This is a genomic window from Frigoribacterium sp. PhB118 (assembly GCF_003751725.1).
GTDB lineage: Bacteria > Actinomycetota > Actinomycetes > Actinomycetales > Microbacteriaceae > Frigoribacterium.
In genome coordinates this window covers 1-26036 of the sequence record NZ_RKID01000004.1, presented here as the reverse complement: position 1 = coordinate 26036, position 26036 = coordinate 1, and the positions used below count along the sequence as shown (strand labels likewise).

The window sequence follows — 26036 nt, the reverse complement described above, 5'->3', positions numbered from 1 at the left end:
GCGCGGGCACGCGCTGACAGGATGAGCCGGTGACCGACAGCAGCCCCCTCGCGGACGCGACCGACGAGGGCGAGGGGACCCGCGCCTCCGGGGTCCGCCGGAACCCCACGGGCCGGTGGCTGCTCGAGTTGCTCGCGATCGTCCTGGTGGGGCTGTTGCTGTCCTGGGGCGTGCGGACCTTCCTCGTGCGCAGCTTCTCCATCCCGTCGGGATCGATGGAACGGACGCTGATGATCGGCGACCGGATCATCGTCAACGAGCTGGCACCCGGACTCCTGCCGTTGCACCGCGGCGACATCGTCGTCTTCGAGGACCCGGGCGGGTGGCTCGGCTACGGCGACGACGCCGGTCAGGATCTCGTCAAGCGCGTCATCGGCCTGCCGGGCGACCACGTCAGCTGCTGCGACGCGGACGGCCACGTGCTCGTCAACGGCCTGGCCCTCGACGAGCCGTACCTCACGCTCGCCGACGGCGGACCCCGCGCGTCGGCGACCGACTTCGACGTGACCGTGCCCGAGGGGGCGCTCTGGGTGCTCGGCGACAACCGCGACCGGTCGGCGGACTCCCGCGCACACCAGACCGGGCCCTACGCGGGCTTCGTGCCCGTCGACGACGTGATCGGGCGGGCGTTCGTGGTCAGCTGGCCGGTCGACCGGTGGCGGGGCCTCTGACCACGCCGACCGGACCCGCCGACGGGGCCCCGTCGGCAGAACCCGCCCGGAGGGTCAGCCCGCGGCGATGAGCCGGTCGCGCACCTCGCGCCGCAGCACCTTGCCGATCAGCGACTTGGGCAATTCGTCGAGCCGGACGACCCGCCGCGGCACCTTGTAGGCCGCCAGCTGGCCGCGTGAGGCGTCGCGGATGGCCTCGGCGTCGAACTCGGCACCCGGCTCGAGCACGACGGCCGCCACCACGTCCTCGCCGCCGCCCGACCGGGGCAGGCCGACCACGGCCACCTCGGCCACGCCGGGGGCGTTGCGGACCGCCTCCTCGACCTCGGAGGGGGCGACGTTGAAGCCACCCGTGACGATGAGCTCCTTGATGCGGTCGACGATCGTGACGTACCCGTCGGCGCTCATCGTGACGATGTCGCCGGTGCGGAACCAGCCGCCCTCGAGGAAGGCCTCGGCGGTCTCGTCGGGTCGGTTCCAGTAGCCGCGGAACACCTGCGGGCCCCGCAGCAGCAGTTCTCCGGCGGCCCCGGCGACGACCGGGCGGCTCGGATCGGGGTCGTCGCGGTCGACGACCAGGGCCTCGGTCGACGGGAACGGCACGCCCACGGTGCCGACGCGACGGGTCGGGCCGATCGGGTTGCCGAGGGCGACGGGCGAGGTCTCGGTCAGTCCGAACCCCTCGACCAGCATGCCGCCCGTGACGCCCTCCCAGGCCTGGACGACGGCGGTCGGCAGGTTCATCGCGCCCGAGATCGCGAACCGTGCCGACGACAGGTCGACGCCGCGCTCGCGGGCCGCGTCGGCGAGGCGCTGGTAGATCGGCGGCACGGCCGGCAGGAAGGTCGGCGGGTGCTTCTTCGCGGCCTTCAGCACGAGGTCGACGTCGAACTTGGGGAAGAGGACGAGGCGCGCCCCGATGCTCATCGCGAAGGTCAGGCAGAGCGTGAGGCCGTAGGCGTGGAAGAACGGCAGCACGCCGTAGACCGTCTCGTCGCCGTCGACGAGGCCCGGCACCCAGGCGCGACCCTGCGCGGCGTTGCTGCGGAGGTTGCGGTGGGTGAGGATCGCGCCCTTGGGCGAGCCCGTGGTGCCGCTGGTGTACTGCAGCAGGGCGATGTCGTCGACATCGGGTCGGGGGTGCTTCTTGCGCAGCGGACGGTTCGCGAGCAGCCCCTGCCAGGTGACGTCGCCCTCGGCTCCGTCGGTGAGGGCCGCGCGGCTCTTCTTCGCGGCGGGCACCGGCAGCTTGAGGGCGAGGCGCGTGCCGAGGGGCATGCCCTTCGTCACGTCGACCGAGACCACGGTCGAGAAGCCGATGTCGGCGGGCAGGGAGCGCAGTCGGTCGACCAGCTTGTCCCAGGCGATGGCGATGGTGGCGCCGTGGTCCTCGAAGAGGTGCCGCAGCTCTCGGTCGGTGTAGAGCGGGTTGTGCTCGACCACGACCGCGCCCAGGCGCAGCACGGCGTAGAACGCCACCACGTGCTGCGGGCTGTTCGGCAGGATCAGGGCGACCCGGTCGCCGCGACCCACGCCGAGCCTCCTGAGGCCCTCGGCCGCGCGGGCGACCTGGTCGCCCAGGTCGCGGTAGCTCGTCTCTCGGCCGAAGAACTCGAGGGCCGGCTTCTGCCGGTACGTCGACACGGCGTCGTCGATGAGGTCGACGAGGCTGCCCGTCACGGGCTCGATGTCGGCGGGGACGTCGGGGGCGTAGCTGTGCAGCCACGGGCGATCGATCGGGGCGGTCATGCCCCCACCTTGGCAGGGCCGGGTGATGAACCCCCGGGAGGCGCGGGTCGCGTCGCCGAGGACGCCCACCCGGGTGGGCGGACGGCTCAGCGGGCGTCGCGCCCGGTGAGGGCGAGCAGGCGGATGCGCAGCGGCGCGTCGTCGTCGACCGGGACGGGGGACGCGAACAGGCCCGAGGCCTCGAGGGCGTCCTTCTGCGGCGCGAACACGCCCCAGACGGCCTCGACGAGCGCGTCGTCGAGCTCTTCGTCGGTCCCCACGGCGCGGGCGAGGTCCCAGGTGTGGATCGTCACGTCGGCGACCTGCTCGGCGAGGTACTCGTGGACGGGCACGACGTCGGCGCTCAAGCGCACCTCGGCGTGGGGGTCGGCCGCGCTCCAGGCGGCGGTGGCGGCACCGGACCACCGGTGCCAGGCCTCGACGAGGTCGTCGCCGAGCGGCTCGATGGAGTTCTCCGCCTCGGAGGGGTCGCCGCCCTCGAGCAGCAGCGGCACCCACTGCTGCTCGCGCGTGACGTGACGCACGAGGTCGCGCACCTTCCACTCGGTGTCCGGCGTCGGGGCGTCCCAGTCGGCCACGGCCTCGACGCGACGGGCGAACTCGTCGTGGGCGGTCTTCTGCAGGGTGATCCAGTCGACGGTCATCGGGGAGTCCTCTCGGGGCGGGGCGGTGGCTCTCGGCGTCAACCGCGCGGGACGGCACGGTGTTCCCGAGGGCACTGCCCCGATGGTAGGACCGTCGGCTAGGGTCGTCGGCATGACCCTCGGCCTCTCGATGCTGGCGCCCCTCGCGGCGTTCGTCGAGGCCGTGCTCTCGTCCGGCGGGGCGCCGCTGTCCGCGGTCGTGCTCGTCGGCTTGCTCGGTGCCGCCACCGCGGTGGCCGCGCTCGGCGTCGCCCGCGTCGTGCTCACGCTCTGCGGGCTGGCCGGGGCGGTGCCCGAGGTGACGCTCCGTGAAGAAGCCGGCACGCGCCTCCTCGTGTGGCGACGCGACCCGGACGCCCGCGGGCACGTGCGGTCCCGGGCTCCCGGGCGGGCCGTCCCGGCCGCCTGAGCGCACCCGCGCCCGCGTCGACCCGACGCCCCTCGGCGGCCAGAAGACACCCACCGTCTCTCTGACCGAGGAGTCCGCATGGACCTGTCCACCTTCCCCCCGATCGCCGTCGTCCTCGGCGGTCTGCAGTCGCTCGTCACCACCCTCGGCGTGCTCGTCGAACCGGTGGCCGGGTCGTCCGCCGCCGCCCTCGGCGTCGTGCTGCTCACCCTGCTCGTCCGGCTCGTGCTCGTGCCCGTGGGCGTCTCGCAGGTGCGCGCCGAGGTCGCCCGTCGCCGCCTGGCCCCCGCGATCGCCGACCTGAACCGCCGGATCACCGACCCCGCGGCCCGCAGCAAGGCGCTGATGGCGCTGTACGCGTCCGAGAAGGCGTCCCCGCTGGCCGGCTGCCTGCCGACGCTCGCGCAGGCACCCGTGCTCACGGCGGTCTACTCGCTGTTCGCGCACTCCGAGATCGCCGGGCACGCCAACGCCCTGTTGACGCACACCCTCGGCGGAGCCGCCCTCGGCGCCAACCTGTTCGCGTCTCTCGCGGTGGGACTCCCGGCGATCTGGCCGTACCTGGTGCTGCTCGCGCTGCTCGCCGTCGTGGTCGAGACGAGCCGGCGTGCCACGCTGCGCTTCACCGGCGCGGTCACCGTCACGACGGCCGCACCGGGGCAGGAGGCGCTCCCGGGCATGGCGGGCATGGTGCGCTGGCTGCCCTTCGTCAGCGTGCTGTTCGCGGCGTTCGCCCCGCTCGCGGCCGCCCTCTACCTCGTGACGAGCGCGGCCTGGACGCTGGGGGAGCGCGCCGTGCTGCGGCGCGTCCTCGCGGGATGACGCGGAAGGGCCCGCCCTCGCCGAGCGAGAGCGGGCCCTTCGTGGTGCCGGTGCCTACGCGGCGAGCGTGAACTGGATCTCGAGCGTGACGGTGACGTCGTTGCCCAGCGTGAAGCCGCCGGCCTCGAGGGCCGCGTTCCAGGTGACGCCGAACTCGGTGCGGTCGATCTTGGTGGTCGCCGAGAAGCCGAGCTTGGTCTGGCCGTAGCCGTCGACGACGAGGCCGCCGAACTCGCTCTTCAGGGTGACGGGCTTGGTGACGCCGCGGAGGGTGAGGTCGCCGTGCACGAGGAACGCGTCGTCGCCCTTCTCCTCGATGCTGGTCGACACGAAGGTCATCTTGGGGTGCTCTTCGGCGAGGAAGAAGTCACCGGTCTGCAGGTGGCCGTCGCGGTCCTTCTGGTTGGTGTTGACCGAGGCCACGTCGATCGAGGCGGTGACCTTCGAGGCGGTGTGGTCCTCGGCCGTGACCAGCGAGGCGTCGAAGGACTCGAACGAGCCCTTGACCTTGCTGATGGCCAGGTGGCGGACGCTGAACGAGACCTCGCTGTGGGTGGGGTCGAGGTTCCAGGTGCCGGCGGGGATCTTCTCTGCGGTGATGGTCATGGTGTTCTCCTGAATCTGTGAGGTCGAGGTCGATGACGTGTCATCGAAGCTGGTACGAGTATATGCAAGCGCATCCAGCGGGACAACATTCCCGGGGTGTCCGGACGATGTCCAGGGGATGTCCTGCGGACCGGCCCGGGTCGGGCCGGTCGGGCGTCGGGCCGGACGGGCGTCAGGCCGGACGGGCGTCAGGCCGGGCGGCGCTCGGGGGAGACCGTCTTGCCGGGGTCCTTCTCGGCGAGGTCGCCGAGCGCCTCGTCGATGCGGGCCATGACGTCGGCGGGCACCGTGACGCCCGCCGCCTTGACGTTGTCGGCCACCTGCTCGGGGCGCGAGGCCCCGATGATCGCGGAGGCGACGTTGTCGTTCTGCAGCACCCATGCGATGGCCAGCTGGGCCATCGAGAGGCCGAGGTCGGCGGCGATCGGCTCGAGCTTCGCGACGCCGGTGAGCACCTCGTCGGTGAGGAAGCGCTTGATCGTGTCCGCGCCTCCCTTGTCGTCCGTCGCGCGGCTGCCCGCGGGCAGCTCGGCTCCGGGCTTGTACTTGCCGGTCAGGACGCCCTGGGCGACGGGCGACCAGACGATCTGGCCGAGGCCGTGCTGCTTGCTCGCCGGCACGACGTCGGACTCGATGACGCGCCAGAGCATCGAGTACTGGGGCTGGTTCGAGATCAGCTGCACGCCGTGCTTCACGGCGAGCTCGTGGCCCGCCCGGATCTGCTCGGCGGTCCACTCGCTGACGCCGATGTAGAGCGCCTTGCCGGCGCGGACCACGTCGGCGAACGCCTGCATGGTCTCTTCGAGCGGGGTCTCGTGGTCGTAGCGGTGGGCCTGGTAGAGGTCGACGTAGTCCGTGCCGAGGCGGCGGAGCGACCCGTCGATCGACTCGAGCACGTGCTTGCGGCTGAGGCCGACGTCGTTGTGTCCGCGAGGGCCGGTGGGCCAGTAGACCTTCGTGAAGATCTCGAGTCCCTCGCGACGCTCACCCTTGAGGGCGTCGCCGAGGACCTGCTCGGCCGCGGTGTTCGCGTAGGCGTCGGCGGTGTCGAAGGTCGAGATGCCGGCGTCGAGGGCCGCACGGACGCACTGCGTCGCCACGTCGTTCTCGACCTGGGACGCGTGCGTCAGCCAGTTGCCGTAGGTGATCTCCGAGATCTTGAGTCCGCTGTCGCCGAGGTGTCTGAATTCCATGACCCCACGCTACGCGTCGCAGGGGACGCGGCGAAGGCCCGTGCGGTCGACTGAGGAGGCGTACAGTGACGATTCATCAGATCATGTCCCCCGGCTGGGGGGCACGATCCGTCGGACGTCGCGGTCCCCTGCGGGACCGGACGTCCGAGGCTCCCACTGCCCCGACCCGACTGGATCACCACCGTGACCTCCGCACCCGCCTTCGCGGCGCCCGGCCCCGTCCTGACGCCGACGCTGCCCGCGACGCCGACACCGTTCGTGCCGAACCGGGGCGGCCTGCCCTCCGTCCCGGGGGAGGACGTCTCGGCCGCCCTGCCGTGGGCGGACTGGTCGAGCCTGCAGTGGGCCGGCACGGTGCTGCTGGCCGTGCTCGTCGCGCTGGTCCTGACCGTCACCATCGGTCGCATCGTGCGCAGGCTCTACCTCGTCCGCGAGCAGGAGGAGCTCGGCCACGGCGACCTCGACGGCCCGGTGCTGCCCCCGGCGCACGCGTTCACGGCCCTGGTGCCCGCGCACGGGCCGGCCGGCCTGGCCGTGACGCTCGACCTGCTGGCCCGGCAGCGGCACCCCGACGTGCGCGTCCTCGTGGCCGTCGACGCGGACGACGCCCTGACCCTCGACGTCGCCGCCTCCGCCGTCCGGCGTCACCCGGAGCGGGTCCGGATCGTCAGGACCGGCCCGCTCGCCGGGCGGACGCCCGTGGCCGCCTCCGCCCTCGCGGACGAACTCGTCCCCGACGCTGACTGCATCGTCGGCGTCTTCTCCGCGGGCGACCGACCGCACCCCCGCCTCTTCGCCCTGGTCGACTCGGTGCTGACCCGCACGGATGCCGACGCGGTCCAGCACGCCAGCCGCCCGGCGCTCGCGGCGACCCCCTGGTGGACGCCCCGGTCGACCGTCGACCGCTGGTGGTGGTCCCGGTCGGTGGTCCGCTCCCACGGTCGCGCCGGCTTCGTGCCGCTGTCGGACAGCACGCTCTTCGTGCGTCACGCGTGGCTCGCCTGGGCGGGGGGCTGGGACGCCTCCCGCGTCGAGGCCGGCCTGGCCCTCGGCGTGCGCATGACGGCGGCCGGTGCCCGGATCGTCATCGCGACCTCGGCCGAGGCGACCACGGTCGAGCGGTCCCCGGGTGGGCTCCGCGACCTGGCCCGCGCCCGGGCGACGTGGGTCCGCGGCTGCCTGCAGGTGCTGGGGCAGGGCGACTGGCGTCGGCTCCGGCCGGGCGCGCGGCGCCGCGCCCTCGGCGTCCTCACCGAGCCGCTGGTCGACGCCGCCGTGACGGTCCTCACGGCCACGACGGTCGCCTCGACGGTCCTGGTCCGTGCACCCGTCGTCATCGTCGCGCTCGCGGCGCTCCCGGTGCTGCCCTGGATGCTCTCGCAGCTCCTGGACGTCGGGGCCACGACGGAGGCGGCTGCGGAACAGGGGCGGCGCGCGACGAGCCGGGAGCGCCTCCTGGTCGTCGTCGGTTCGGTGCCGGACCGGCTGGTCACCCTCTGCGCGGTCGTCACGGCGGTCGCGGCCGAACTCGCGATCGTCCGCCCGCGGGTCGTCGGCCCGTCGACGAGCGCCCCGGTCCTCGCCGGGCGACCCGTCGGGCTCGACGAATCCGCCGTCGGATGACCGGCAGATGTCGCCTGTCTGGCAGTTGGCCCAGATCTGCGTACCCCGACCAAACCGATCCGGCGACGTCCCCCGAACCGGTGTCATGCCCGAACCAGAGTCCCCCGTCCAGGGGGCACGTCCCGACCGTGCCGCCACGACGAACCCGACGCCACCCCTGCGCCTCGTCGCACGGGTGAAGGAGCTCGCGACGTTCGGCGCCGTGGGCGGGATCGCCTTCGTCGTCGACGTCGGCGTGTACAACCTGCTGCGCGCCACCCTGCTCGACGACAAGCCCATCGGAGCCAAGGTCGTCTCGGTGATCGTCGCGACGGTCGTCGCCTGGCTCGGCAACCGGTACCTGACCTTCCGGGAAGGACGCAACCAGGCCGTCGTCCGCGAGGCCGTCACCTTCGGCCTCGTGAACGTGGGCGGCCTGCTGATCGCCTCGGCCTGCCTGTTCGTCTCGCACTACCTGCTGGGCTTCACGAGCCAGCTCGCCGACAACGTCGCGGCAAACGGGGTCGGTCTCGTCCTCGGGACCGCATTCCGCTACCTGGCCTACCGCCACCTCGTCTTCCGCGGCTCGCCCGCGGTCACCACCACGGCCGACACCCCCGACCCGTCGGCCGCGCTCGCCACCGTCATCGACCCCCGGCCGACCGACGACCCCATCCCGCAGACCACCTCGCAGGCCCACCTGCACCCGACCCCCTGACTGGAGAGTGATCCTGTGTCGACTGACCCGACCCAGATCCCGACATCACATCTCGCAGCGGGCGAACCCGCCCCGTTGCTCACCCCGCAAGCCCCCGCCGACCCGTCGCAGTTCGTCCCGAACCGTGGCTCGACCGGTGCCGCCGACTCGATGATCGGCTTCCAGCTGCCCGACTGGTCGCCCCTCGAGTGGATCGGCTACTCGTCGCTGATCGTCGTGACGATCCTGCTGACCGCGGTCGCCGTGTCGACCCTCTGGTGGATGCTGCACGCCTGGCGGTCGAAGGACAACCTCGACGACAGCCAGTTCAGCGAGAACCCCCTCGACGCCGCCCACTCGTTCACCCTGCTCGTGCCCGGCCGGCACGAGGAGGAGGTCATGGGCCAGACCCTCGACCGCCTCGCCCAGCAGGACCACCCCGACTTCGAGATCATCGCGATCGTCGGCCACGACGACCCCGGCACCGAGCGGGTCGCCCGTGAGGCGGCCGCCCGTCACCCCGAGCTGATCCGCGTGGTGGTCGACTCGAGCGTGCCGAAGAACAAGCCCAAGGCGCTGAACCTGGCCCTCCAGTCGTCGCGCGGCGAGATCGTCGGCGTGTTCGACGCCGAGGACGAGGTGCACCCCCGCCTCCTGACGCTCGTCGACTCCCGGTTCACCGAGACCGATGCCGACGTGGTGCAGGGCGGCGTCCAGCTGATGAACTTCCAGAGCAGCTGGTGGAGCCTGCGGAACGTGCTCGAGTACTACTTCTGGTTCCGGTCGCGCCTGCACTTCCACGCCAAGGAGAAGTTCATCCCGCTCGGCGGCAACACCGTCTTCGTGCGCAAGGACTGGCTCGACTGGTCCGAGGGCTGGGACGCCGAGTGCCTCGCCGAGGACTGCGAGCTCGGCGTCCGCCTCTCGAGCGCCGGGGCCAAGGTCGTCGTGGCCTACAGCCCCGAGGTCGTCACCCGCGAGGAGACCCCCGGCACCTTCGTCTCGCTGCTCAAGCAGCGCACCCGCTGGAACCAGGGCTTCATGCAGGTCTACGGCAAGGGCGAGTGGAAGAAGCTGCCCCGCCTGCGCCAGCGCCTCATGGCCCGCTACCTGCTGACCATGCCGTTCATCCAGGCCGCCACCGGTCTGCTCATCCCCGTCTCGATCGTCCTGATCCTGACCACGAAGGTGCCGACCGCCATCGCACTCGTGTCGTTCGTGCCCCTGGCGCCGACGCTCGTGCTGTTGGCCGTCGAGTTCACCGGCCTGCGCGAGTTCGGGCGGGTCTACGGCCAGAAGGTCCGGGCCCGCGACTACTTCCGCCTCGTCTGGGGACTGCTGCCGTACCAGATCTTCCTCGCGCTCGCCGCGGTCCGGGCGGTCTTCCGCCAGCTGCGCGGCCTCAACGCCTGGGAGAAGACCGAGCACACCGGCGCGCACCGCGACGAGGTCGCGACCGAACCGCAGGAGGCGCCCCGCGCCTCCTCGACGGAGCCCGCCCTGGCCATGACCGGAGGTGACCGATGACCAGCACGCTGAACCGCCCCCGCGCGGCCGACACCACGGTGTCGAACGGACCGGGAACACGCGTGGTCCCCACGAAGGACCCGCGGGGCGCCCGGCCCGCGTCGTGGTTGCGTCGACACGGCGCGAGCCTCGCCTGGCTGCTGCCCGTCCTCGCGATCGCCGCGGTCGTCATGGCCTTCAACATGGACGGCTCGCCGCAACGCATCGACGACGAGGGCACCTACGCCGCCCAGGCCTGGGCCATCCAGAACCTCGGCGAGATCACCCACTACACCTACTGGTACGACCACCCGCCGGTCGGTTGGCTCCAGATCTCGGCCTACACGGCCCTGACCGGCGCCTTCTCGCGGTACGACGTCGCCGTGCTCGCCGCTCGCGAGGCGATGCTGTTCTTCACGGTCGTCTCGGTGGCCCTCGTCTGGCTGCTCGGCCGCAAGCTCGGCCTCAGCCGTCCCGCGGCCGCCGTGGCCGGTCTCGTGTTCGCCGTGTCGCCGCTGGCCCTGCAGTTCCACCGCACGGTCTACCTCGACAACGTCGCCACCCCGTGGCTGCTGGCCGCGTTCGTCTTCGCCCTGAGCAAGCGCTACCAGCTCGCCGGCTTCGCAGCGGCGTCCCTCTCGTTCGGCATCGCGGTGCTCTCGAAGGAGACGTACCTGCTGGCGCTGCCCTTCCTGGCCTGGATCATGTGGCGCGGGGCCGACAAGTCGACCCGTCGGTACACGTTGTCGATCGCGGGCAGCCTGCTCGTGCTCGTCGGCCTCGGCTACGTCGCGCTCGCCGCGGTGAAGGGCGAGCTGCTGCCCGGTGCCGGCAGGGTGAGCCTGCTCGAGGGCATCCAGTTCCAGCTCGCGACCCGTGAGGCGAGCGGCTCGGTGTTCGACACCGGCAGCCTCTTCTTCGCGACCGTGTCGCAGTGGTGGCAGCTCGACCAGGTGCTCATCGTGCTCGGCACGCTGGCCTCGGTCGTCGCGGTCTTCGTCAAGAGGCTGCGCCCGCTCGGCGTGATGATGGTGTTCCTGATCGCCTTCATGTTCCGTCCCGGCGGCTACCTGCCGGTGCCCTACGTGATCATGCTGCTGCCGTTCGCGGCGCTGCTCGTCGCGGCCGTCACCGACCATGCGGTCCGGGCGTTCCGTGCCCGTCGGGCCGGCGCGCTCTCGACCGCGGCGTCCCGCACCGGTTCGGTGGCCTGGCTCGCCCTCACCCTCGCGGCCGTCGTGGCGATCGTCCCGCTCTGGGCCGTGCAGTTGCGCGGCTTCCTGGACAGCGACCTCGACGCGCCCATGCGCAACGCCGAGAGCTGGGTCGAGACGAACGTGCCGAAGGACAGCCGCCTGCTGGTCGACGACGCGGTCTGGGTCGACCTCGTCAAGGCCGGCTTCGCCCGCGACAACGTGATCTGGTTCTACAAGATCGACACCGACGGTGCCGTCCAGGCGCAGTCGCCGAACGGCTGGCGCGACTCGGACTACCTCTTCGAGACCGAGTCGGTCCGCACCTCGGGGCCGACCTCGCCCGAGATCCGCGAGGCCCTCGCGAACTCGACCGTGATCGCCTCGTTCGGCGACGGCGACCAGCAGGTCAACGTCCGGCAGATCGACAGCCAGGGGGCCGCGCAGGCGCAGACCGAGGCGGACGACGCCGCGTCGGCCCGTTCGCAGGCCGGTGCCGAACTCGCCCAGAACCCGAACCTGCAGATCTCGTCGACCCTGTCGACGGCGCTCTCGGACGGCCGCCTCGACCCGCGCGCGATCATCGTGCTCGGTCAGCTCGCCGCCCTCGGGCCGATCTCGGTCGCCGACCCCGCGGCCCTGCCGGGCGAACAGGACGCCCTGTTCCGGCAGTTCGACGTCACCCCGCAGGGTGGTCAGTCGGTCGACGAGGTGCAGACCACGCTCGAGGGCCTGGGCAGCGTCTACGTCCCCGAGTCGGTCGTCCCCTCGGGCGACGGACTGCGCGTCACCTTCTCGGCCGTCGCACCGACGGGCGTCCTCTCGAACTGATCGCCACGCCGGCGTCCGTCCTCCACGGGCGCCGGCACCTCCTCACCGCGTCCCACCCGTCCCGGGTGGGACACCCGACCGGAAAGGACCAGCCATCGTGGCTTCCCTCTCACGCACCACCACCGCACCCGCCGCCGTCACCGGCGTCCCGTCCCGACGCCGCCGTCTCGCGACGGTGCTCGCCCTCACCGCCGCCACCGGGGTCGCCCTCGCCGGCGCCCTCGTGGGCACGTCGCCCGCGCACGCCGCCGACGGGGACGGCTGGGTCCGCGTCGGCCACCTCTCGCCCGACACGAAGGCCGTCGACGTCACGCTGACCTCGCTCAAGGGAGGGCAGGTCGTCATGGACCTCGACGACGTCACCTACGGCCAGGTCAGCCCCTACCAGGCGCTGGCCGCGGGCACCTACGTGGTCTCGATGACGGCCGCGGACGCACCCACCAGTGCCAAGCCGGTCATCACGTCGAACATCACGGTCGACAGCGGCCAGCCGATCACCGCCGTCGCCTACGGCCCGAACGACGACCTGAAGACCCAGGTCTTCACGGACGACCTGACGGCCCCGGCCGACGGCCAGGCCAAGGTCCGCCTCGTGCAGGCCGCGAACGTCAGCAAGACCGTGACGGTCGCGACGAGCACGGGCACCACCATCGCCGAGGACGCGCCCTTCGGCAGCGCCAGCGGCTACGCGCAGGTCGCGGCCGGCCCCTGGACCCTCGACCTGACCGGCAAGAAGGTGACCGGCACGAGCGACGTCGACCTCGCGGCGGGCAGCATCAACACGCTGTTCGTGCTCGACAACTCGACCGGCGGTCTGACCGTCGTCCCGGTCGTCGACAGCGCGGCCACGGCGCAGGCGCCCGTCGGTGGCGTCCAGACCGGTGGCGGCTACCTCGCCGAGCACCCGCAGAAGAGCGAGACCAAGGGCCTCTGGGCCACCGTGCTCGGCTGGTTCGGGGCCTGACGCCCGGCACCACCCGACAGGACGAGGAGGCGCGGTGAGCGACCCGTCGCACCGCGCCTCCCCGGCACCGATCGCGTCCAGAGCGTCGACCGGGTCGACCGACCGCAGCACCGAGCAGGAGAAGAGAACGACATGACGAAGAAGACGAAGGCGCTGCTCGCAGCGGCCGTCGTGGTGGCCCTCGCCATCACCGCCGGCATCGCCTCCCTCGTCGTCGGAGGGGCCGGCGGCCCGTCGACGGACCAGGCGGGCGCGGACGCGACCGGCACCCCCGGGACGGGTACGGCCACTCCTCAGCCACGGACGGCCGCCGAGATCGGCAAGGACTTCCTCGACGGGTACGTCGACGACGACGGCCGCGTCGTGCGTCGCGACCAGGGCGACGACACCGTCAGCGAAGGGCAGGCCTACGGGATGCTCGTCGCCGTCGGAGTGGGCGACGAGGACCGTTTCGATGCGATCTGGGACTGGACGAAGAGCAACCTGGTGCGCCCGGACGGCCTGCTGGCCTGGCAGTGGAAGGACGGCGAGGTCGTCGACGACATGCCGGCCAGCGACGCCGACGTCGACGCGGCGCGGGCCCTCGTGCTCGCCGGCTCGACCTTCGACCGCTCCGACCTCACGACCGAGGGCGTCGACCTCGGCACCGACGTGCTCGACGAGATGACGGTCTCGACCGACGTCGGCCGCATCCTGCTGCCCGGACCGTGGGCGATGGGCTCCGGCCCGTGGTCGTACAACCCCTCGTACGCGTCGCCCGCGACCTTCGCGCAGCTCGGCGAGGCCAGCGGCGACCCCCGATGGGCCGAGCTCGAGACCGGCTCGCGAGCCGTGACCACGAACATCCTCGCCTCGACGGCCCTCCCGAGCGACTGGGCCCAGGTGCAGCAGGACGGCACGACGGTCCCGCTGCCGAGCGCCGACGGGTCGTCGGGCACCGTGCAGTACAGCTACGACGCCGGTCGGCTCGCCCTGCGCTACGCCGAGTCGTGCCAGCCCGAGGACGTGGCGCTCTCGGCGTCGATGGCCTCCGTGCTGCAGCGCTACGACGAACTGCCCATGCAACTCGACCTCGGCGGGCAGTCGGTCGGTTCGGACCAGAGCCCCCTCGCCTACGCCGCCCGTGCCGCCGCCGAGGCCAGCGACGGCCAGCACGAGCGGGCGACGGCCGACCTGCGGACCGCCGACTCGCTTTCACAGTCGACGCCGACCTACTACGGCAGCGCCTGGGCGGCGCTCGCCGCCCTGCAACTCGAGGGTTCGAGCCTCGGCGCCTGCACCCCCCTGGTGGTGAACGGATGAGCCTCTCGACGTTCGTCGCCGGTCACCGCGCGGCGGTCCTCGCCGCGGTCGCCGCGGTCGTCCTCGTGGCCGGTGGCGTGACGGTGGCCGCCGTCGCCGCCCGGACCGACGCGGACGCACCCGGCTCCGTCGCCACGGCCCCCGCCACCACCGGTGCGACGCCGGATGCGGCGAGCGGAGCGGCCGGTGCCTTCCAGGACCCGGCGGCCCCGTCGTACACCTCGCCCCCGGCCGACGCGACGCCGGTCCGCCTGCAGATCCCCTCGATCGGGGTCGACTCCGGCCTCGAAGACCTCGGCCTCGGCGCCCAGGGCGAGCTCGACCCTCCGAAGGAGTGGCTGTCGGCCGGGTGGTACCAGGACGGCGTCGTGCCCGGCGCGGTCGGGCCGGCCGTGATCGCCGGACACGTCGACTCGGGTGACGCCCCCGCGGTGTTCGTCGACCTCGCGAAGCTCGTGCCCGGCGACGAGGTGCAGGTGACGCTGTCGACCGGCTCGGTCGAGACCTTCCGCGTCACGGGCAGCGAGCGCACCCCGAAGGCGACGTTCCCGACGAGCGACGTCTACGGGGCCAGTCCGACCCCCGGCCTCCGGCTGATCACCTGCGACGGCACCTTCGACCGGTCGACCGGGCACTACGTCGACAACCTCATCGTGTTCGCGGACCTCGTGGCCTCGTGACCTGACGCCCGACCGACGCCTCCGACACCCGACACCCGACACCCGACACCCGACACCTCCGACTCCCACCCGACGGGAAAGGACCCCACCATGAACGACGCCCTCGTCATCATCCCGACCTTCAACGAGCGCGAGAACCTCGACTGGATCGTGGGGCGCACCCTCGCCTCCGGCGCCGCGGTCGACGTGCTCGTCGTCGACGACGGCTCGCCCGACGGCACCGGAGAGCTGGCCGACGCCTACGCCGACCGCGATCCCCGCGTGCACGTGATGCACCGCACCGAGAAGGCCGGCCTCGGCGCCGCCTACCTCGCCGGCTTCGCCTGGGGGCTGGAGCGAGGCTACGACGCCCTCGTCGAGATGGACGCCGACGGCTCGCACCACCCCGAGTACCTGCCCGGCATGCTCGAGCTGCTCCGCGAGAACGACCTCGTGCTGGGCTCACGGTGGGTGCCCGGCGGCGCCGTCGAGAACTGGCCCCTCCGCCGGGAGCTGCTCAGCCGTGGCGGCAGCTGGTACACGCGGGGAGCCCTGGGCATCCGCGTGGCCGACACGACCGGTGGGTTCCGGGTGTTCCGCTCGTCCGCGCTGCGCCGGATCGACCTCGACCGGGTCGAGTCGCGGGGGTACTGCTTCCAGGTCGACCTGCTCTGGCGCGCGCTCCAGGCGGGCCTGCGGGTCGTCGAGACTCCGATCACGTTCACCGAGCGCATCCACGGCGCCTCGAAGATGAGCGGCTCGATCGTCCGGGAGTCGCTGACCAAGGTGACCCTGTGGGGTCTGCGTCGACGGTCCCGCGCCGTCGTCGAGTTGGTCGTGCGACACCGTCGCCTGCCGAGCGTCCGCGCGACCTCGCACCGGGTCGGGCCCGTGCGTGGCGGCGTGTCGACGCGCTAGCAGGGAGGCGGCACGCGCGCGCCCGGGGTGGTCAGCCCCGGGCGCGCGTCATCTGTCCTGGCCCCGGTCGGGCCCGCGTCGGCCGAGTGCGCGTCGGCCGTGCCCGCGTCAGCGGACGATCGCGACCGAGTGCGCCGGGAGCAGCAGGCTCGACCCCGCGGCGATCGACGCGTCGCTGGCGAACAGGACGGTCTCGGCGCTCACCGCGACCCGCGCCTCCTGGTCGGCGAGGTTGATCGCCACCTTCAGGTTACCGCGCGTCAGCACGAGCCAGCGGGCGTCGCCGTCGTACTCGACATCCGTCTCGCCGAAGCGGGGGTCGGTCAGGGCGGGCTCGCTGCGGCGCAGCGCCCCCAGACGGCGGTACGCGTCGAGCAGCACCGCGTGGCGGCCGGTCTCGAGCTCGGACCAGTCGAGCTTGCTGTCCTCGAACGTCGAGGGCTCCTGTGGGTCGGGCACGGACGACTCGTCCCAGCCCATCTTCGCGAACTCCTCGATGCGGCCCTTCGCCGTTGCCTCGCCGAGGTCGTGCTCGGGGTGCGAGGTGAAGAACTGCCACGGGGTCGAGGCGCCCCACTCCTCGCCCATGAAGAGCATCGGCGTGTACGGACCGGCCAGGGTCAGCGCCGCGGCGATGATCAGCTGCCCGTCGTCGAGCGTCGCGGCCAGGCGGTCGCCGATCGCCCGGTTGCCGATCTGGTCGTGGTTCTGGTTGGCCACGACGAGGCGCCAGGTCGGCATGTGCTCGGTGTCGACCGGGTACCCGTGCGTCGCCTCGCGGAACGACGACCAGGTGCCGTCGTGGAAGAAGCCCTTGGTCAGCACCTTGGCCAGGGCGCCGAGCGGCTCGAAGTCGGCGTAGTAGCCGGTCGTCTCGCCGGTGAGCGCGACGTGCACGGCGTGGTGGAAGTCGTCGCTCCACTGCGCGTCGAGGCCGTAGCCCTGGCGGTGGTCGGGGCCGAAGCCGCCGCCGTCGCGCGGGGTGACGAGGCGCGGGTCGTTCAGGTCGCTCTCGGCGATCAGGGAGAGCGGCCGGCGCAGGTGGCTGCTGAGGGCGGCGGTCCGCTCGGCGAGCTCTTGCAGCAGGTGGACCTCGCTGTCGTCCTTGAGGGCGTGCACGGCGTCGAGGCGCAGGCCGTCGACGTGGTAGTCGTCGAGCCACATCGCCGTGTTGTCGAGGATGAACTCGCGCACCTCGTGGGCGCCGTCGTCGTCGAGGTTGACGTTGTCGCCCCAGGTGTTCGCGTGCTTGCCCGACAGGTACGGCCCGAACAGCGGCAGGTAGTTGCCCGACGGGCCGAGGTGGTTGTACACGACGTCCTGCACGACGCCGAGACCTGCCGCGTGCGCGGCGTCCACGAAGCGCTGGTACGCCTCGGGACCGCCGTAGTTGTCGGTCACCGTGAACCAGTCCACGCCGTCGTAGCCCCAGTTCCAGCGGCCGTTGACGCCGTTCACCGGCAGCAGTTCGACCAGGTCGACGCCGAGGTCGACCAGGTGGGGCAGCTTCTCGATCGCCGAGTCGAGCGTGCCCCCGGGCGTGAAGGTGCCGACGTGCAGCTCGTAGACGACCGAACCCGCCAGCTGGCGGCCGGTCCACGCGTCGTCGGTCCACGCGAAGGCGCCCGGGTCGTAGGTCTCGCTCAGGCCGTGCACGCCGTCGGGCTGGCGACGCGAGCGGGGGTCGGGCAGCGGCGTCTCGCCCTCGGGGGAGTCGCCGCCGTCGAGCACGAAGCCGTAGCGGTGACCCGGGCCCCGGTCGAGGTCGGCGGGGGCGCGCCACCAGCCGGTGTCGGGCTCGGCGGACAGCGGCAGCAGCTCGCCGTCGAGGTGCAGGTGGACGGTGGTCGCTTTCGGGGCCCAGACGTCGTAGACGCTCATCGGTCTCCTCGGGTTCGGAAGGGGCGGGGGAGGGGGTCGAGAAGGCACGACATGCCGCTCACGTCGAGAGGTGAGCGGCATGTCGTGACGTCTCGCCCGGGGGCGACGGTAGTCGGGCGCGACGGGGCGCGACCCGACGGGGTCAGTCCTCTGCGGGGATCAGCAGGGCGACGGGGTACGTGTCGAGCACGTCGGCCAGTCGGAGGCGACCGCCTTCGTGCCGGCGGCCGGTGAGCACGTCGCGGTACGCGCCTCCTGCGGTCAGGACCACGGTGTCGTCCCAGCCGCCGGCCTGCTCGAGGGCGACGGGCAGACGGGTCGCGATCGCGAGCGCCCCGCCGCGGTCCACGGCGACGGCCGACGCGGCCTGCTCGCCGAAGACCGGCAACGCGGCGTAGCGCGTGAACAGGTCGGGGCGGTCGCGGCGCAGCGTCAGGGCGTGGTGCGTCACCACGAGCTTGGCGGCACCGGTGTCGTCGATCGCCGGCGTCGCGCCGCCGCGGACCTCGTCCAGGAGGCGCCGGCGCAGGGCGAAGTCGACCTCGCGTCGGTTGTCGGGGTCGACGAGCGAGAAGTCCCACAGCTCGCCGCCCTGGTAGACGTCGGGGCTGCCGGGGCCGGTCAGCTGCATCAGCGCGACGCCGAGGGAGTTGCTGTAACCGGGTGCACGCAGCACGTCGACGATGCGCTCGACCTCGTGACGCACCTCGTCGTCGTCGAACGCGGAGTCGACGGCGGCGTGCATCCGTCCTTCGAAGGCCTCGGCCTCGTCGGTGCGGTCGGTCCACGTGGTCGACGTGCTCGCCTCGCGGGACGCCTTCTCGGCGTAGGCGTGCAGGCGCTCGCGCGACGCGGGCCACGAGCCGACGATCGTCTGCCAGAGGATGTTCTCGAACGGGCCGTCGCCGACCGGGGCCAGCTCGCGCAGGCGTTCGAGGGTCGCCGCCCACTCGGTGGCGACCTCGGCCAGCACCGAGACGCGGGCGCGGACGTCGGCGCTGCGCTTGGTGTCGTGCGTGGAGAGGGTCGTCATGCCGAAGGGACGCTCGGCGAGGCGGACCTGCTGACGCGCGTGGAACTCGTCAGGCGTGACGGAGAACTCGCTCGGATCGGCGCCCACCTCGGTCAGCGTGGCCAGGCGGCTGTAGCGGTAGAAGGCGGTGTCCTCCACGCCCTTGGCCATGACCATGCCGCTCGTCTGCTGGAAGCGCACGGAGGCGGGGTGCGACTCGTCGCGCAGCACGGCGACGACGCGTCCGACGGCGTCGGCCAGGTCGGGGCGGTGGGTCGTGGCGACCTCGGAGGCCTCGGTCAGCCACTCGGCACCCTGCGGCAGGTAGCTGCGGTACACCGGGAAGGCGGCAGCGAGCTCGGCCAGCGCGTCGACCACGGACGGGTCGACGGTGTCGCCCTCGGCGATCAGCCGGGCGAGGCGGTTGATCTCGCTGCCGAGGATGCCGTCGGCGATGCCGCGCTTCGTGCCGAGGATCATCTCGTGCCAGTCGACGGGCTCGTCGCCGGTGGTCTCGTCCGCCCCGGCGGCGTGCTCGTCGGCGTCCACGCCGCGGGCCCGGCGCAGGCGCGCGTCGAGGGCGTCGAGGGCGGGTGCGCCGTTCGGGTCGACGAAGAGGCGGTCGAGGTCGGCGAGGGCGTCGTAGCCCGTCGTGCCGGCCGTCGCCCAGTCCTCGGGCAGGCGCTCGTCCCCCTCGAGGATCTTCTCGACGAGCACGTGGGCGTCACCCGTCAGGGCCGCGAGCAGGTCGAGGTAGCCCTTCGGGTCGGCCAGTCCGTCCGGGTGGTCGACGCGGAGGCCGTCGACCAGGCCCTCCGAGAACCAGCGGCCGATCTCGGCGTGGGACTCGGCGAAGACTCCCTCGTCCTCGACGCGGATGCCCGCGAGGGTGTTGACCGCGAAGAAGCGGCGGTAGTTCAGGTCGGTGTCGGCGCGCTTCCAGTGCACGAGCTCGTAGTGCTGCCGCGAGTGCACGGTGGCGGCGTCGTCGCCGGGCGAGCTCGTTCCCGGGGCGATCGGGTACACGTTGTCGTAGTACTGCAGCTCGTCACCGTCGACCGTGAGGCCCTCGATCGAGCCGTCCGCCGCGGCGGGCTCACCGAGCACCGGCAGCAGCACCTTGTCGCCGCCGGCGGCCCAGTCGACGTCGAACGCGTCGGCGTAGCGGGATGCGCGGCCGTGGGTCAGGAGGTCCCACCACCAGACGCTCGCCTTCGGGGTGGCGACGCCGACGTGGTTCGGCACGATGTCGACCAGGACGCCGAGTCCTGCGGCGTGGGCGCGGGTCGACAGCTCGTCGAGCCCCTCGGCGCCGCCCCGCTCGGGGTCGACCTGGCTGTGGTCGACGACGTCGTACCCGTGGTCGCTGCCCGGTTCGGCGGCGAGGATCGGGGACAGGTAGACCCAGTCGGCACCGAGGTCGCGAAGGTAGGGCACCAGCTCGGCTGCCGCGTCGAGGTCGAAGGAGGCGCGCACCTGCAGGCGGTACGTCGAGCGCGGGTGCATGGTCGGTTCGTGTCGGGTCACAGTTCTTCCTCGGCCGTGGCACGCAGGACGACGAGCGAGCGACCCGCCACGGGGAGTCGATCGCCGGCCCGCAGCGCCGCGGGGGCCTGCGGGGTCGAGGGCGGTTGGGTGGTGGTGGCGGCGCGGGTGGCCGTCGGGGTGCGGGGCGCGGCGCTGGCGGGCGGCGGAGGCGCCGTCACGGTGCTGTCGACGACGACCTCCCAGCCCTGGGCGTACTCGTCGGGCGGGAGGACGAAGGTGACCGTCTCGGCGCTGGCGTTGAAGTACAGGACGAAGTTGACGTCGGTGATGCGACCGCCTCGGGCGTCACGGCCACGGATGCCGTTGCCGTTGAGGAACATGCCGATCGCCTTGGCGTAGGACTCGTTCCACTCGCCCTCTTGCATGGCGTCGCCCTCGGTCGTCAACCAGACGATGTCGGGCAGGGGCTCGCCCTCGCCACGGGTGACGGGACGGCCGTTGAAGTACCGCTGGCGGCGGAAGGTCGGGTGGTCGTGGCGCAGCTTGATGACCTCGGCGACGAACTCGATCAGCTCGCGGTCGGCGTTCGGCCAGTCGATCCAGCTGATCTGGTTGTCCTGTGCGTACGTGTTGTTGTTGCCGCCCTGCGTGCGACCGAGCTCGTCGCCGTGCAGCAGCATCGGCACGCCCTGGCTGAGCAGCAAGGTGGCGAGGAAGCTGCGCTGGCGCTGCTCGCGCAGGGCGCGGATCTCTCCGTCGTCGGTCTCGCCCTCGACCCCGGAGTTCCACGAACGGTTGTGGCTCTCGCCGTCGTTGCCGTTCTCGCCGTTGGCGTCGTTGCGCTTGTCGTTGTAGCTGACGAGGTCGCGCATCGTGAAGCCGTCGTGAGCGGTGACGAAGTTGATGCTCGCGACCGGGCGTCGCCCGTCGCGTTCGTACAGGTCGGCGGAGCCGGTGATCCGGCTGGCGAACTCGCCGAGCGTCGAGGGCTCGCCGCGCCAGAAGTCGCGGACGGTGTCGCGGTACTTGCCGTTCCACTCGGTCCACTGGGGCGGGAAGTTGCCGACCTGGTAACCACCGGGGCCGACGTCCCAGGGCTCGGCGATCAGCTTGACCTGCGAGACGATCGGGTCCTGCTGCACGAGCTCGAAGAAGGTCGAGAGACGGTCGACCTCGTAGAACTCGCGGGCGAGCGACGCGGCGAGGTCGAAGCGGAAGCCGTCGACGTGCATCTCGGTGACCCAGTAGCGCAGGCTGTCCATGATGAGCTGCAGCGAGTGCGGGTGACGGACGTTCAGGCTGTTGCCGGTGCCCGTGTAGTCCATGTAGTGCTGCTGGTCGCCGTCCATCAGCCGGTAGTAGGCGGCGTTGTCGATGCCCTTGAACGAGAGGGTCGGACCCAGGTGGTTGCCCTCGGCCGTGTGGTTGTAGACGACGTCGATGATGACCTCGATGCCGGCGTCGTGCAGCACCCGCACCATCGTCTTGAACTCCTGCACCTGCTGGCCGATGTCGCCGGTGGCCGAGTAGGCGGCGTGCGGGGCGAAGAACCCGATGGTGTTGTAGCCCCAGTAGTTGCTGAGGCCCTTCTCGAGCAGGGTGTTGTCCTGCACGAACTGGTGCACGGGCATCAGCTCGAGGGTCGTGATGCCGAGCTTCTTCAGGTGGTCGATGATCGCCGGGTTCGCGACGCCGGCGTACGTGCCGCGTTCTTCTTCGGGGATGTCGGGGTGCGTCTCGGTGAGGCCCTTGACGTGCGCCTCGTAGATGACGGTCTCGTCGTAGCTGTACTTGGGGGCGCGGTCGCCCTGCCAGTCGAAGAACGGGTTGATGACGACGCCCAGCATCATGTGCGGGCCGCTGTCCTTGTCGTTGCGCGAGTCGGGGTCGCCGAACGTGTAGGCGAACAGCGCCTCGTCCCAGTCGATCTCGCCGCAGGTGGCCTTGGCGTAGGGGTCGAGGAGGAGCTTGTTCGGGTTGGCACGCGAGCCGTTCGCGGGGTCGTACTCGCCGTGCACGCGGTAGCCGTAGCGCTGACCGGGTTGCACGGTGGGCAGGTAGGCGTGCCAGACGTAGGCGTCGACCTCGGTGAACTCGACCCTCGTCTCGGTGCCGTCGTCGTCGAACAGGCACAACTCGACCTTGCTGGCGGCTTCGCTGAAGATCGCGAAGTTGGTGCCGCTGCCGTCGTAGGTCGCGCCGAGGGGGTAGGGGTTGCCGGGCCAGGTGTGCATCGAACCTCCGATTGGGACTCGCTCAGCCTAGGGGCGAACGGGCGCCCCGTCCGCGCGAGGACGGGGCGCCCGCCGGGCCGCACGGGCCGGGCGGGCGCCCCGTCGGGGCGGTGCTCGCTCTGTGGTGCTCCTCCTGCTGGGTCGGCTACTTCGTCACGGCGGCGAGGGCGTCGACGATCCCCTCACCGAACCAGCCGTTGTCGGCCGGCGTGCCGGTGCAGGTGGTCGTGCCGGTCGGGCACGGGGTGTCGGTCGCCTGTCGCTCGAGCAACCCGACGAGGGCCGTGCCGCCGAGACGCGGGTGGGTCGACTTCAGCAGGGCCAGCACGCCGGCGACGTGCGGCGAGGCCATCGAGGTGCCCGACTTGGTCCCGTAGCCCCCGCCGGTCACGGTCGAGAGGATGGCCGAACCGGGGGCCGCGACGTCGACGACGCCCTCGCCGTAGTTCGAGAAGCCCGACTTCGCCCCGGCCGAGGTGGTCGACGACACGGTGACCACGCCGTCGAGCTCGGTCGGGATGTCGAGGCAGCGTGAGTCGATCGGGCGGGTCGTCGCCATGGTGTCGTTCGGGCTGTCCGTGTCGACCGTCTTGTTCGCGAGGTCGATCGACGAGTTGCCGGCCGCCGCGACGTTGACGATGCCCTTCTTCTGGGTGAACTGCACGGCGCGGTCGACGGCGGTCAGCACGGCCGCCTGGTCGACGTCCGAGCCGCACCAGAACTGCCACGGGTCGACGTAGTAGCTGTTGTTCGTGATGTCGGCACCGGTCGCAGCGGCCTGCATGAAGCCGCAGATCGCGGCCTCGGGGTAGATGAAGCCGTCGTCGCTGACGACCTTGACGGCCGACATCGTCACGCCCGGGGCGACGCCCACGATGCCGACGCCGTTGCGGGCCGCGGCGATCGTGCCGGCCACGTGGGTGCCGTGGTCGCTCGTCGTGGGCTGCCAGGCGGCGTAGCTCGAGTCGGGCGTCCCGGTCAGGCAGCTCGCCGAGGCGGCCACGTCGATGTTCGGCTGCAGGTCGGGGTGGTCGCCCTCGATGCCCGAGTCGAGCACGGCCACGAGCACGTCGCGGCTGCCGTCGGTGACCTGGTGCGCCTGGTCGGCCCCGATGGCCGTGAGGTCCCACTGCTGGGCCTCGAGGGGGTCGGCGACGACGGTCGTGGCCTCTTCGAGTCGCTGCTCGGGCGAGGTCGCGGCCTTCGGCTTGCCGGGGTGTCCCGGACCACCGGGTTTGCCTGGACCGCCCGGGTGGCCGGGCCTGACGGGCTTGCCCGGGCCCGGGGCGGTCGTGCCGACGCCGTAGGTCGGGTCGGTCTCGGCGACCGCGGCGGTGCGGGTGGCACCGGCCGACGAGACGGCCTTGTCGCTCCGCACCGAGGGGGCGAAGTTCGCGTTGCTCGACTGCGCCACGACCACGCCGAGCTCGGCGTACGCGGCGATGACGCTGCCGCCCGCCGCGGCGACCGCCCGCTCGACCTGCTTGGTCGCGCCGGGGTTGGCCTTGCCCGCGTTGACGACGTAGTTCATCACCGGCCCCTCGACGACCGGCAGCGTCGGGGCGGGGCCCGGCTTGCCGGGTGCGGCGGGTGCACCGGGCGCGGACGCGGGAGGCGCGGCGACGGCGGCGCCGGAGCCCACGGCGACGAGTCCCAGGGTCAGGGACGCCGCGAGACAGACGGTCGTGACGCGGCGGCGGGTGCCGCGGGCGCGGGGGTCGGTGAAGGTCATGGTTCTCCTCGTCGGGTCGCGCGTGCCGGATGGGACGCGCGGAGCGGATGGCTCGTCGCGGGCCGTGCCCGATGATCCGACGAGCCGCCGTGCTCCTCAGAGGAAGTCTGGAGAATCCGGGGCCACGGCGCAGTGGGCACTTGAGGGGACGCCGCGTGACCCCCATGCGGGGTAAACCGCTGTCGGGGGCGCCGGGTAGCGTCGAGCCATGTCCTCCGATGCCGTGCGCAGAGCTGCCACCCTTCGTCCCCGCCGTCCGTTCCCGGCCCTCTCGATCGTGTCGGGGGTCGCGTCGTGAAGATCGTCGTCATCGGGTCCACCGGCCACGTGGGCGGATTCCTCGTCCCGCGACTCGTCGAGGCCGGCCACGAGGTGATCGCCGTCAGCCGGGGGGAGTCCGAGCCCTACCGGTCGCACGCGGCGTGGTCACGAGTGACGCGCGTGCTGCTCGACCGCGAGGCGGGCGACGCCGACGGCACGTTCGCGGGCGAGATCGCCGGGCTCGGGGCCGACGTCGTGATCGACATGATCTGCTTCACGGTCGCGTCGGCGCGGCAGATGGTCGACGCCTTGCAGGGCACGGGCACCGTGCTGGTGCACTGCGGCACGGTCTGGGTGCACGGTCCGTCGCGTGAGGTGCCGATCACCGAAGAGGACGAGCGCACCCCGTTCGGCGAGTACGGCACGCAGAAGGCCGCCATCGAAGAGTTGCTGCTCCGCGAGTCACGGCGCCCGGGCGGAGTGCAGAGCATCGTGCTGCACCCCGGGCACATCACCGGCCCGGGGTGGCCGATGATCAACGCGGTCGGCAACCTCGACCTCTCCGTCTGGGAGGCCCTCGCCGGCGGGCGCGAGATCGCGATGCCGGGCCTCGGGCTCGAGACCGTCCACCACGTCCACGCCGACGACGTCGCGCAGGCGTTCCAGCTCGCGGCCGAGCGGCACTCGCAGGTGGTCGGTGAGGCCTTCCACGTCGTCAGCGAGCGGGCGATCACGCTGCGCGGTCTCGCCGAGGCGATCGCTCGGCACCACGGTCAGGAGGCGCGGCTGCGGTTCGTCTCGTGGGCCGAGTTCCGAGACCAGACGTCCGACGAGAACGCGGACGCGTCCTGGCAGCACGCGTCGCGCAGCCACTCGATGAGCATCGCCAAGGCGCGCCGTCTGCTGGGCTACTCGCCGCGCTACACCTCGGTCCAGGCCGTCGTCGAGGGCCTCGAGTGGCTCGAGGCCGACGGGCAGCTGACGTTGGGCTGACCCGGGTGGTGATGGTCTGCCGTCATGGCGGACGGGGCCGCTCCGATCGCCGACACCCGGGCCCTCCGCCGGGGTTTCCCGGGCGGCACCACACGTGCGGCCGTGGTCAGCCGCGGCGGAGCAGGTGGGCGGTGACCGCGGCCTGCCACGAGTGGCCGTAACGGGTGGTGCCGGCCGCGGTGCGGACGACGAACGCGCCGGCGCGGTAGGCCAGTCGCCCGTGGCTGACGAGCTGCTCGCCGAAGCGCTCGGCGATCGACCACGTGTCCGACGACTCGAAGCTGATCGCCACGGGGAACCGCGAGCGGGGCAGGTGCACCTCGACGGGCGCGGCGTGGGGATGCGTCGGGAGGTGCCCGAGGAGCATCGGGGGAGTCAGGGGGGAGGCGGTGGGGACCATGGGGTTCCGTTCGTCGGTCGGCGGCGTGGCCAGGGCAGAGGAAACCCCCTCGCGTAGGGGAGCGCGAGGGGGGCCACCGGGATGACCGGTCCTCGACGGAAGGTGAGGGCCGGCGCGTCGCCACGGAGACGACCCGGGGGCCTGCCGACCCGGAGGCCGGCAGGCGGGGGTGTTGCTTATTCGGTGGCGACGGTGATCTTCGCGACGCCGACGAGCATCTCGTCCTGGACGGCGTCGGTCTTGAAGGTCTGGTTCAGCAGGGCGGCGGC

The 26036-nt window shown here is 72.2% G+C and carries 21 protein-coding genes; 12 read left to right on the top strand and 9 right to left on the bottom strand.

What is annotated here, in order from left to right; translation table 11 throughout:
• The first annotated feature begins 29 nt into the window (after positions 1-29).
• Positions 30-671, top strand: a complete 642-nt coding sequence (gene lepB, locus EDF21_RS11885) for a signal peptidase I (RefSeq protein WP_233568481.1) — start codon at positions 30-32, stop codon at positions 669-671.
• Between the two features lie 54 nt (positions 672-725).
• Here lepB and EDF21_RS11880 read toward each other — a convergent pair whose 3' ends face one another.
• Positions 726-2420 (bottom strand): long-chain-fatty-acid--CoA ligase, encoded by a 1695-nt coding sequence (locus EDF21_RS11880; protein ID WP_123571717.1) that lies wholly within the window; start codon positions 2418-2420, stop codon positions 726-728.
• Positions 2421-2506: 86 nt separating this feature from the next.
• Positions 2507-3064, bottom strand: coding sequence for a TIGR03086 family metal-binding protein (locus EDF21_RS11875; protein ID WP_056048524.1), 558 nt, complete (start codon positions 3062-3064; stop codon positions 2507-2509).
• A 112-nt stretch (positions 3065-3176) separates the two neighbouring features.
• Here EDF21_RS11875 and EDF21_RS11870 point away from each other — a divergent pair, with 112 nt between their 5' ends.
• Together EDF21_RS11870 and yidC are read left to right on the top strand one after the other, a co-directional pair.
• Complete coding sequence (locus tag EDF21_RS11870; protein WP_056048521.1) at positions 3177-3473, top strand: DUF6412 domain-containing protein; 297 nt, start codon at positions 3177-3179, stop codon at positions 3471-3473.
• Between the two features lie 78 nt (positions 3474-3551).
• On the top strand, positions 3552-4295 hold the full coding sequence (gene yidC / locus EDF21_RS11865) for a membrane protein insertase YidC (RefSeq protein ID WP_123571515.1): 744 nt from the start codon (positions 3552-3554) through the stop codon (positions 4293-4295).
• A gap of 54 nt (positions 4296-4349) precedes the next feature.
• Here yidC and EDF21_RS11860 read toward each other — a convergent pair whose 3' ends face one another.
• Both EDF21_RS11860 and EDF21_RS11855 read right to left on the bottom strand, forming a co-directional pair.
• Positions 4350-4901, bottom strand: a complete 552-nt coding sequence (locus EDF21_RS11860) for a YceI family protein (protein WP_054144994.1) — start codon at positions 4899-4901, stop codon at positions 4350-4352.
• Positions 4902-5089: 188 nt separating this feature from the next.
• Complete coding sequence (locus tag EDF21_RS11855; RefSeq protein WP_056048517.1) at positions 5090-6094, bottom strand: aldo/keto reductase family protein; 1005 nt, start codon at positions 6092-6094, stop codon at positions 5090-5092.
• 183 nt (positions 6095-6277) lie between these two features.
• On the opposite strand from EDF21_RS11855, the gene EDF21_RS11850 reads away from it, so the two are divergent.
• The 8 genes from EDF21_RS11850 to EDF21_RS11820 all read left to right on the top strand — a co-directional run bounded on the left by EDF21_RS11850 (position 6278) and on the right by EDF21_RS11820 (position 15766).
• Entirely contained in the window at positions 6278-7717 is a 1440-nt protein-coding gene (locus EDF21_RS11850) for a glycosyltransferase family 2 protein (protein WP_158612917.1), read from the top strand.
• Positions 7718-7802: 85 nt separating this feature from the next.
• A complete protein-coding gene (locus EDF21_RS11845) occupies positions 7803-8414 on the top strand; it encodes a GtrA family protein (protein WP_123571513.1) in 612 nt (203 codons plus the stop codon).
• 15 nt (positions 8415-8429) lie between these two features.
• Positions 8430-9920, top strand: coding sequence for a glycosyltransferase (locus tag EDF21_RS11840; RefSeq protein WP_233568480.1), 1491 nt, complete (start codon positions 8430-8432; stop codon positions 9918-9920).
• Positions 9917-11923 carry a glycosyltransferase family 39 protein gene (locus EDF21_RS16765; protein ID WP_158612916.1) on the top strand — a complete coding sequence of 669 codons (2007 nt, stop codon included), beginning with the start codon at positions 9917-9919 and terminating at the stop codon, positions 11921-11923. The genes EDF21_RS11840 and EDF21_RS16765 overlap by 4 nt, the downstream gene beginning before the upstream one ends.
• A 97-nt stretch (positions 11924-12020) precedes the next feature.
• Positions 12021-12887, top strand: coding sequence for a DUF4397 domain-containing protein (locus tag EDF21_RS11835; RefSeq protein WP_056048509.1), 867 nt, complete (start codon positions 12021-12023; stop codon positions 12885-12887).
• A 132-nt stretch (positions 12888-13019) separates the two neighbouring features.
• A complete protein-coding gene (locus EDF21_RS11830) occupies positions 13020-14189 on the top strand; it encodes a glycosyl hydrolase family 8 (RefSeq protein WP_123571511.1) in 1170 nt (389 codons plus the stop codon).
• Positions 14186-14869, top strand: coding sequence for a class F sortase (locus tag EDF21_RS11825; protein ID WP_123571510.1), 684 nt, complete (start codon positions 14186-14188; stop codon positions 14867-14869). Before EDF21_RS11830 ends, EDF21_RS11825 begins: the two co-directional genes overlap by 4 nt.
• A gap of 90 nt (positions 14870-14959) precedes the next feature.
• Positions 14960-15766: a polyprenol monophosphomannose synthase gene (locus EDF21_RS11820; RefSeq protein WP_056048503.1), complete on the top strand. Its 807-nt coding sequence runs from the start codon at positions 14960-14962 to the stop codon at positions 15764-15766.
• A 108-nt stretch (positions 15767-15874) separates the two neighbouring features.
• Here EDF21_RS11820 and treZ read toward each other — a convergent pair whose 3' ends face one another.
• The 4 genes from treZ to EDF21_RS11800 form a co-directional block, all read right to left on the bottom strand.
• A complete protein-coding gene (treZ, locus tag EDF21_RS11815) occupies positions 15875-17647 on the bottom strand; it encodes a malto-oligosyltrehalose trehalohydrolase (RefSeq protein ID WP_123571509.1) in 1773 nt (590 codons plus the stop codon).
• A 142-nt stretch (positions 17648-17789) separates the two neighbouring features.
• The gene (gene treY, locus EDF21_RS11810; RefSeq protein ID WP_123571716.1) at positions 17790-20165 is read right to left on the bottom strand and encodes a malto-oligosyltrehalose synthase; all 2376 of its coding nucleotides are present in this window, start codon (positions 20163-20165) and stop codon (positions 17790-17792) included.
• Between the two features lie 17 nt (positions 20166-20182).
• The gene (gene glgX, locus EDF21_RS11805; protein ID WP_082460561.1) at positions 20183-22381 is read right to left on the bottom strand and encodes a glycogen debranching protein GlgX; all 2199 of its coding nucleotides are present in this window, start codon (positions 22379-22381) and stop codon (positions 20183-20185) included.
• 145 nt (positions 22382-22526) lie between these two features.
• On the bottom strand, positions 22527-24113 hold the full coding sequence (locus EDF21_RS11800) for a S8 family serine peptidase (protein ID WP_123571508.1): 1587 nt from the start codon (positions 24111-24113) through the stop codon (positions 22527-22529).
• A 294-nt stretch (positions 24114-24407) separates the two neighbouring features.
• Here EDF21_RS11800 and EDF21_RS11795 point away from each other — a divergent pair, with 294 nt between their 5' ends.
• The gene (locus tag EDF21_RS11795; RefSeq protein WP_123571507.1) at positions 24408-25367 is read left to right on the top strand and encodes an NAD(P)-dependent oxidoreductase; all 960 of its coding nucleotides are present in this window, start codon (positions 24408-24410) and stop codon (positions 25365-25367) included.
• 106 nt (positions 25368-25473) lie between these two features.
• On the opposite strand, the gene EDF21_RS11790 is transcribed toward EDF21_RS11795, so the two are convergent.
• On the bottom strand, positions 25474-25767 hold the full coding sequence (locus tag EDF21_RS11790; RefSeq protein WP_056048488.1) for a hypothetical protein: 294 nt from the start codon (positions 25765-25767) through the stop codon (positions 25474-25476).
• Positions 25768-26036: the final 269 nt, after the last annotated feature.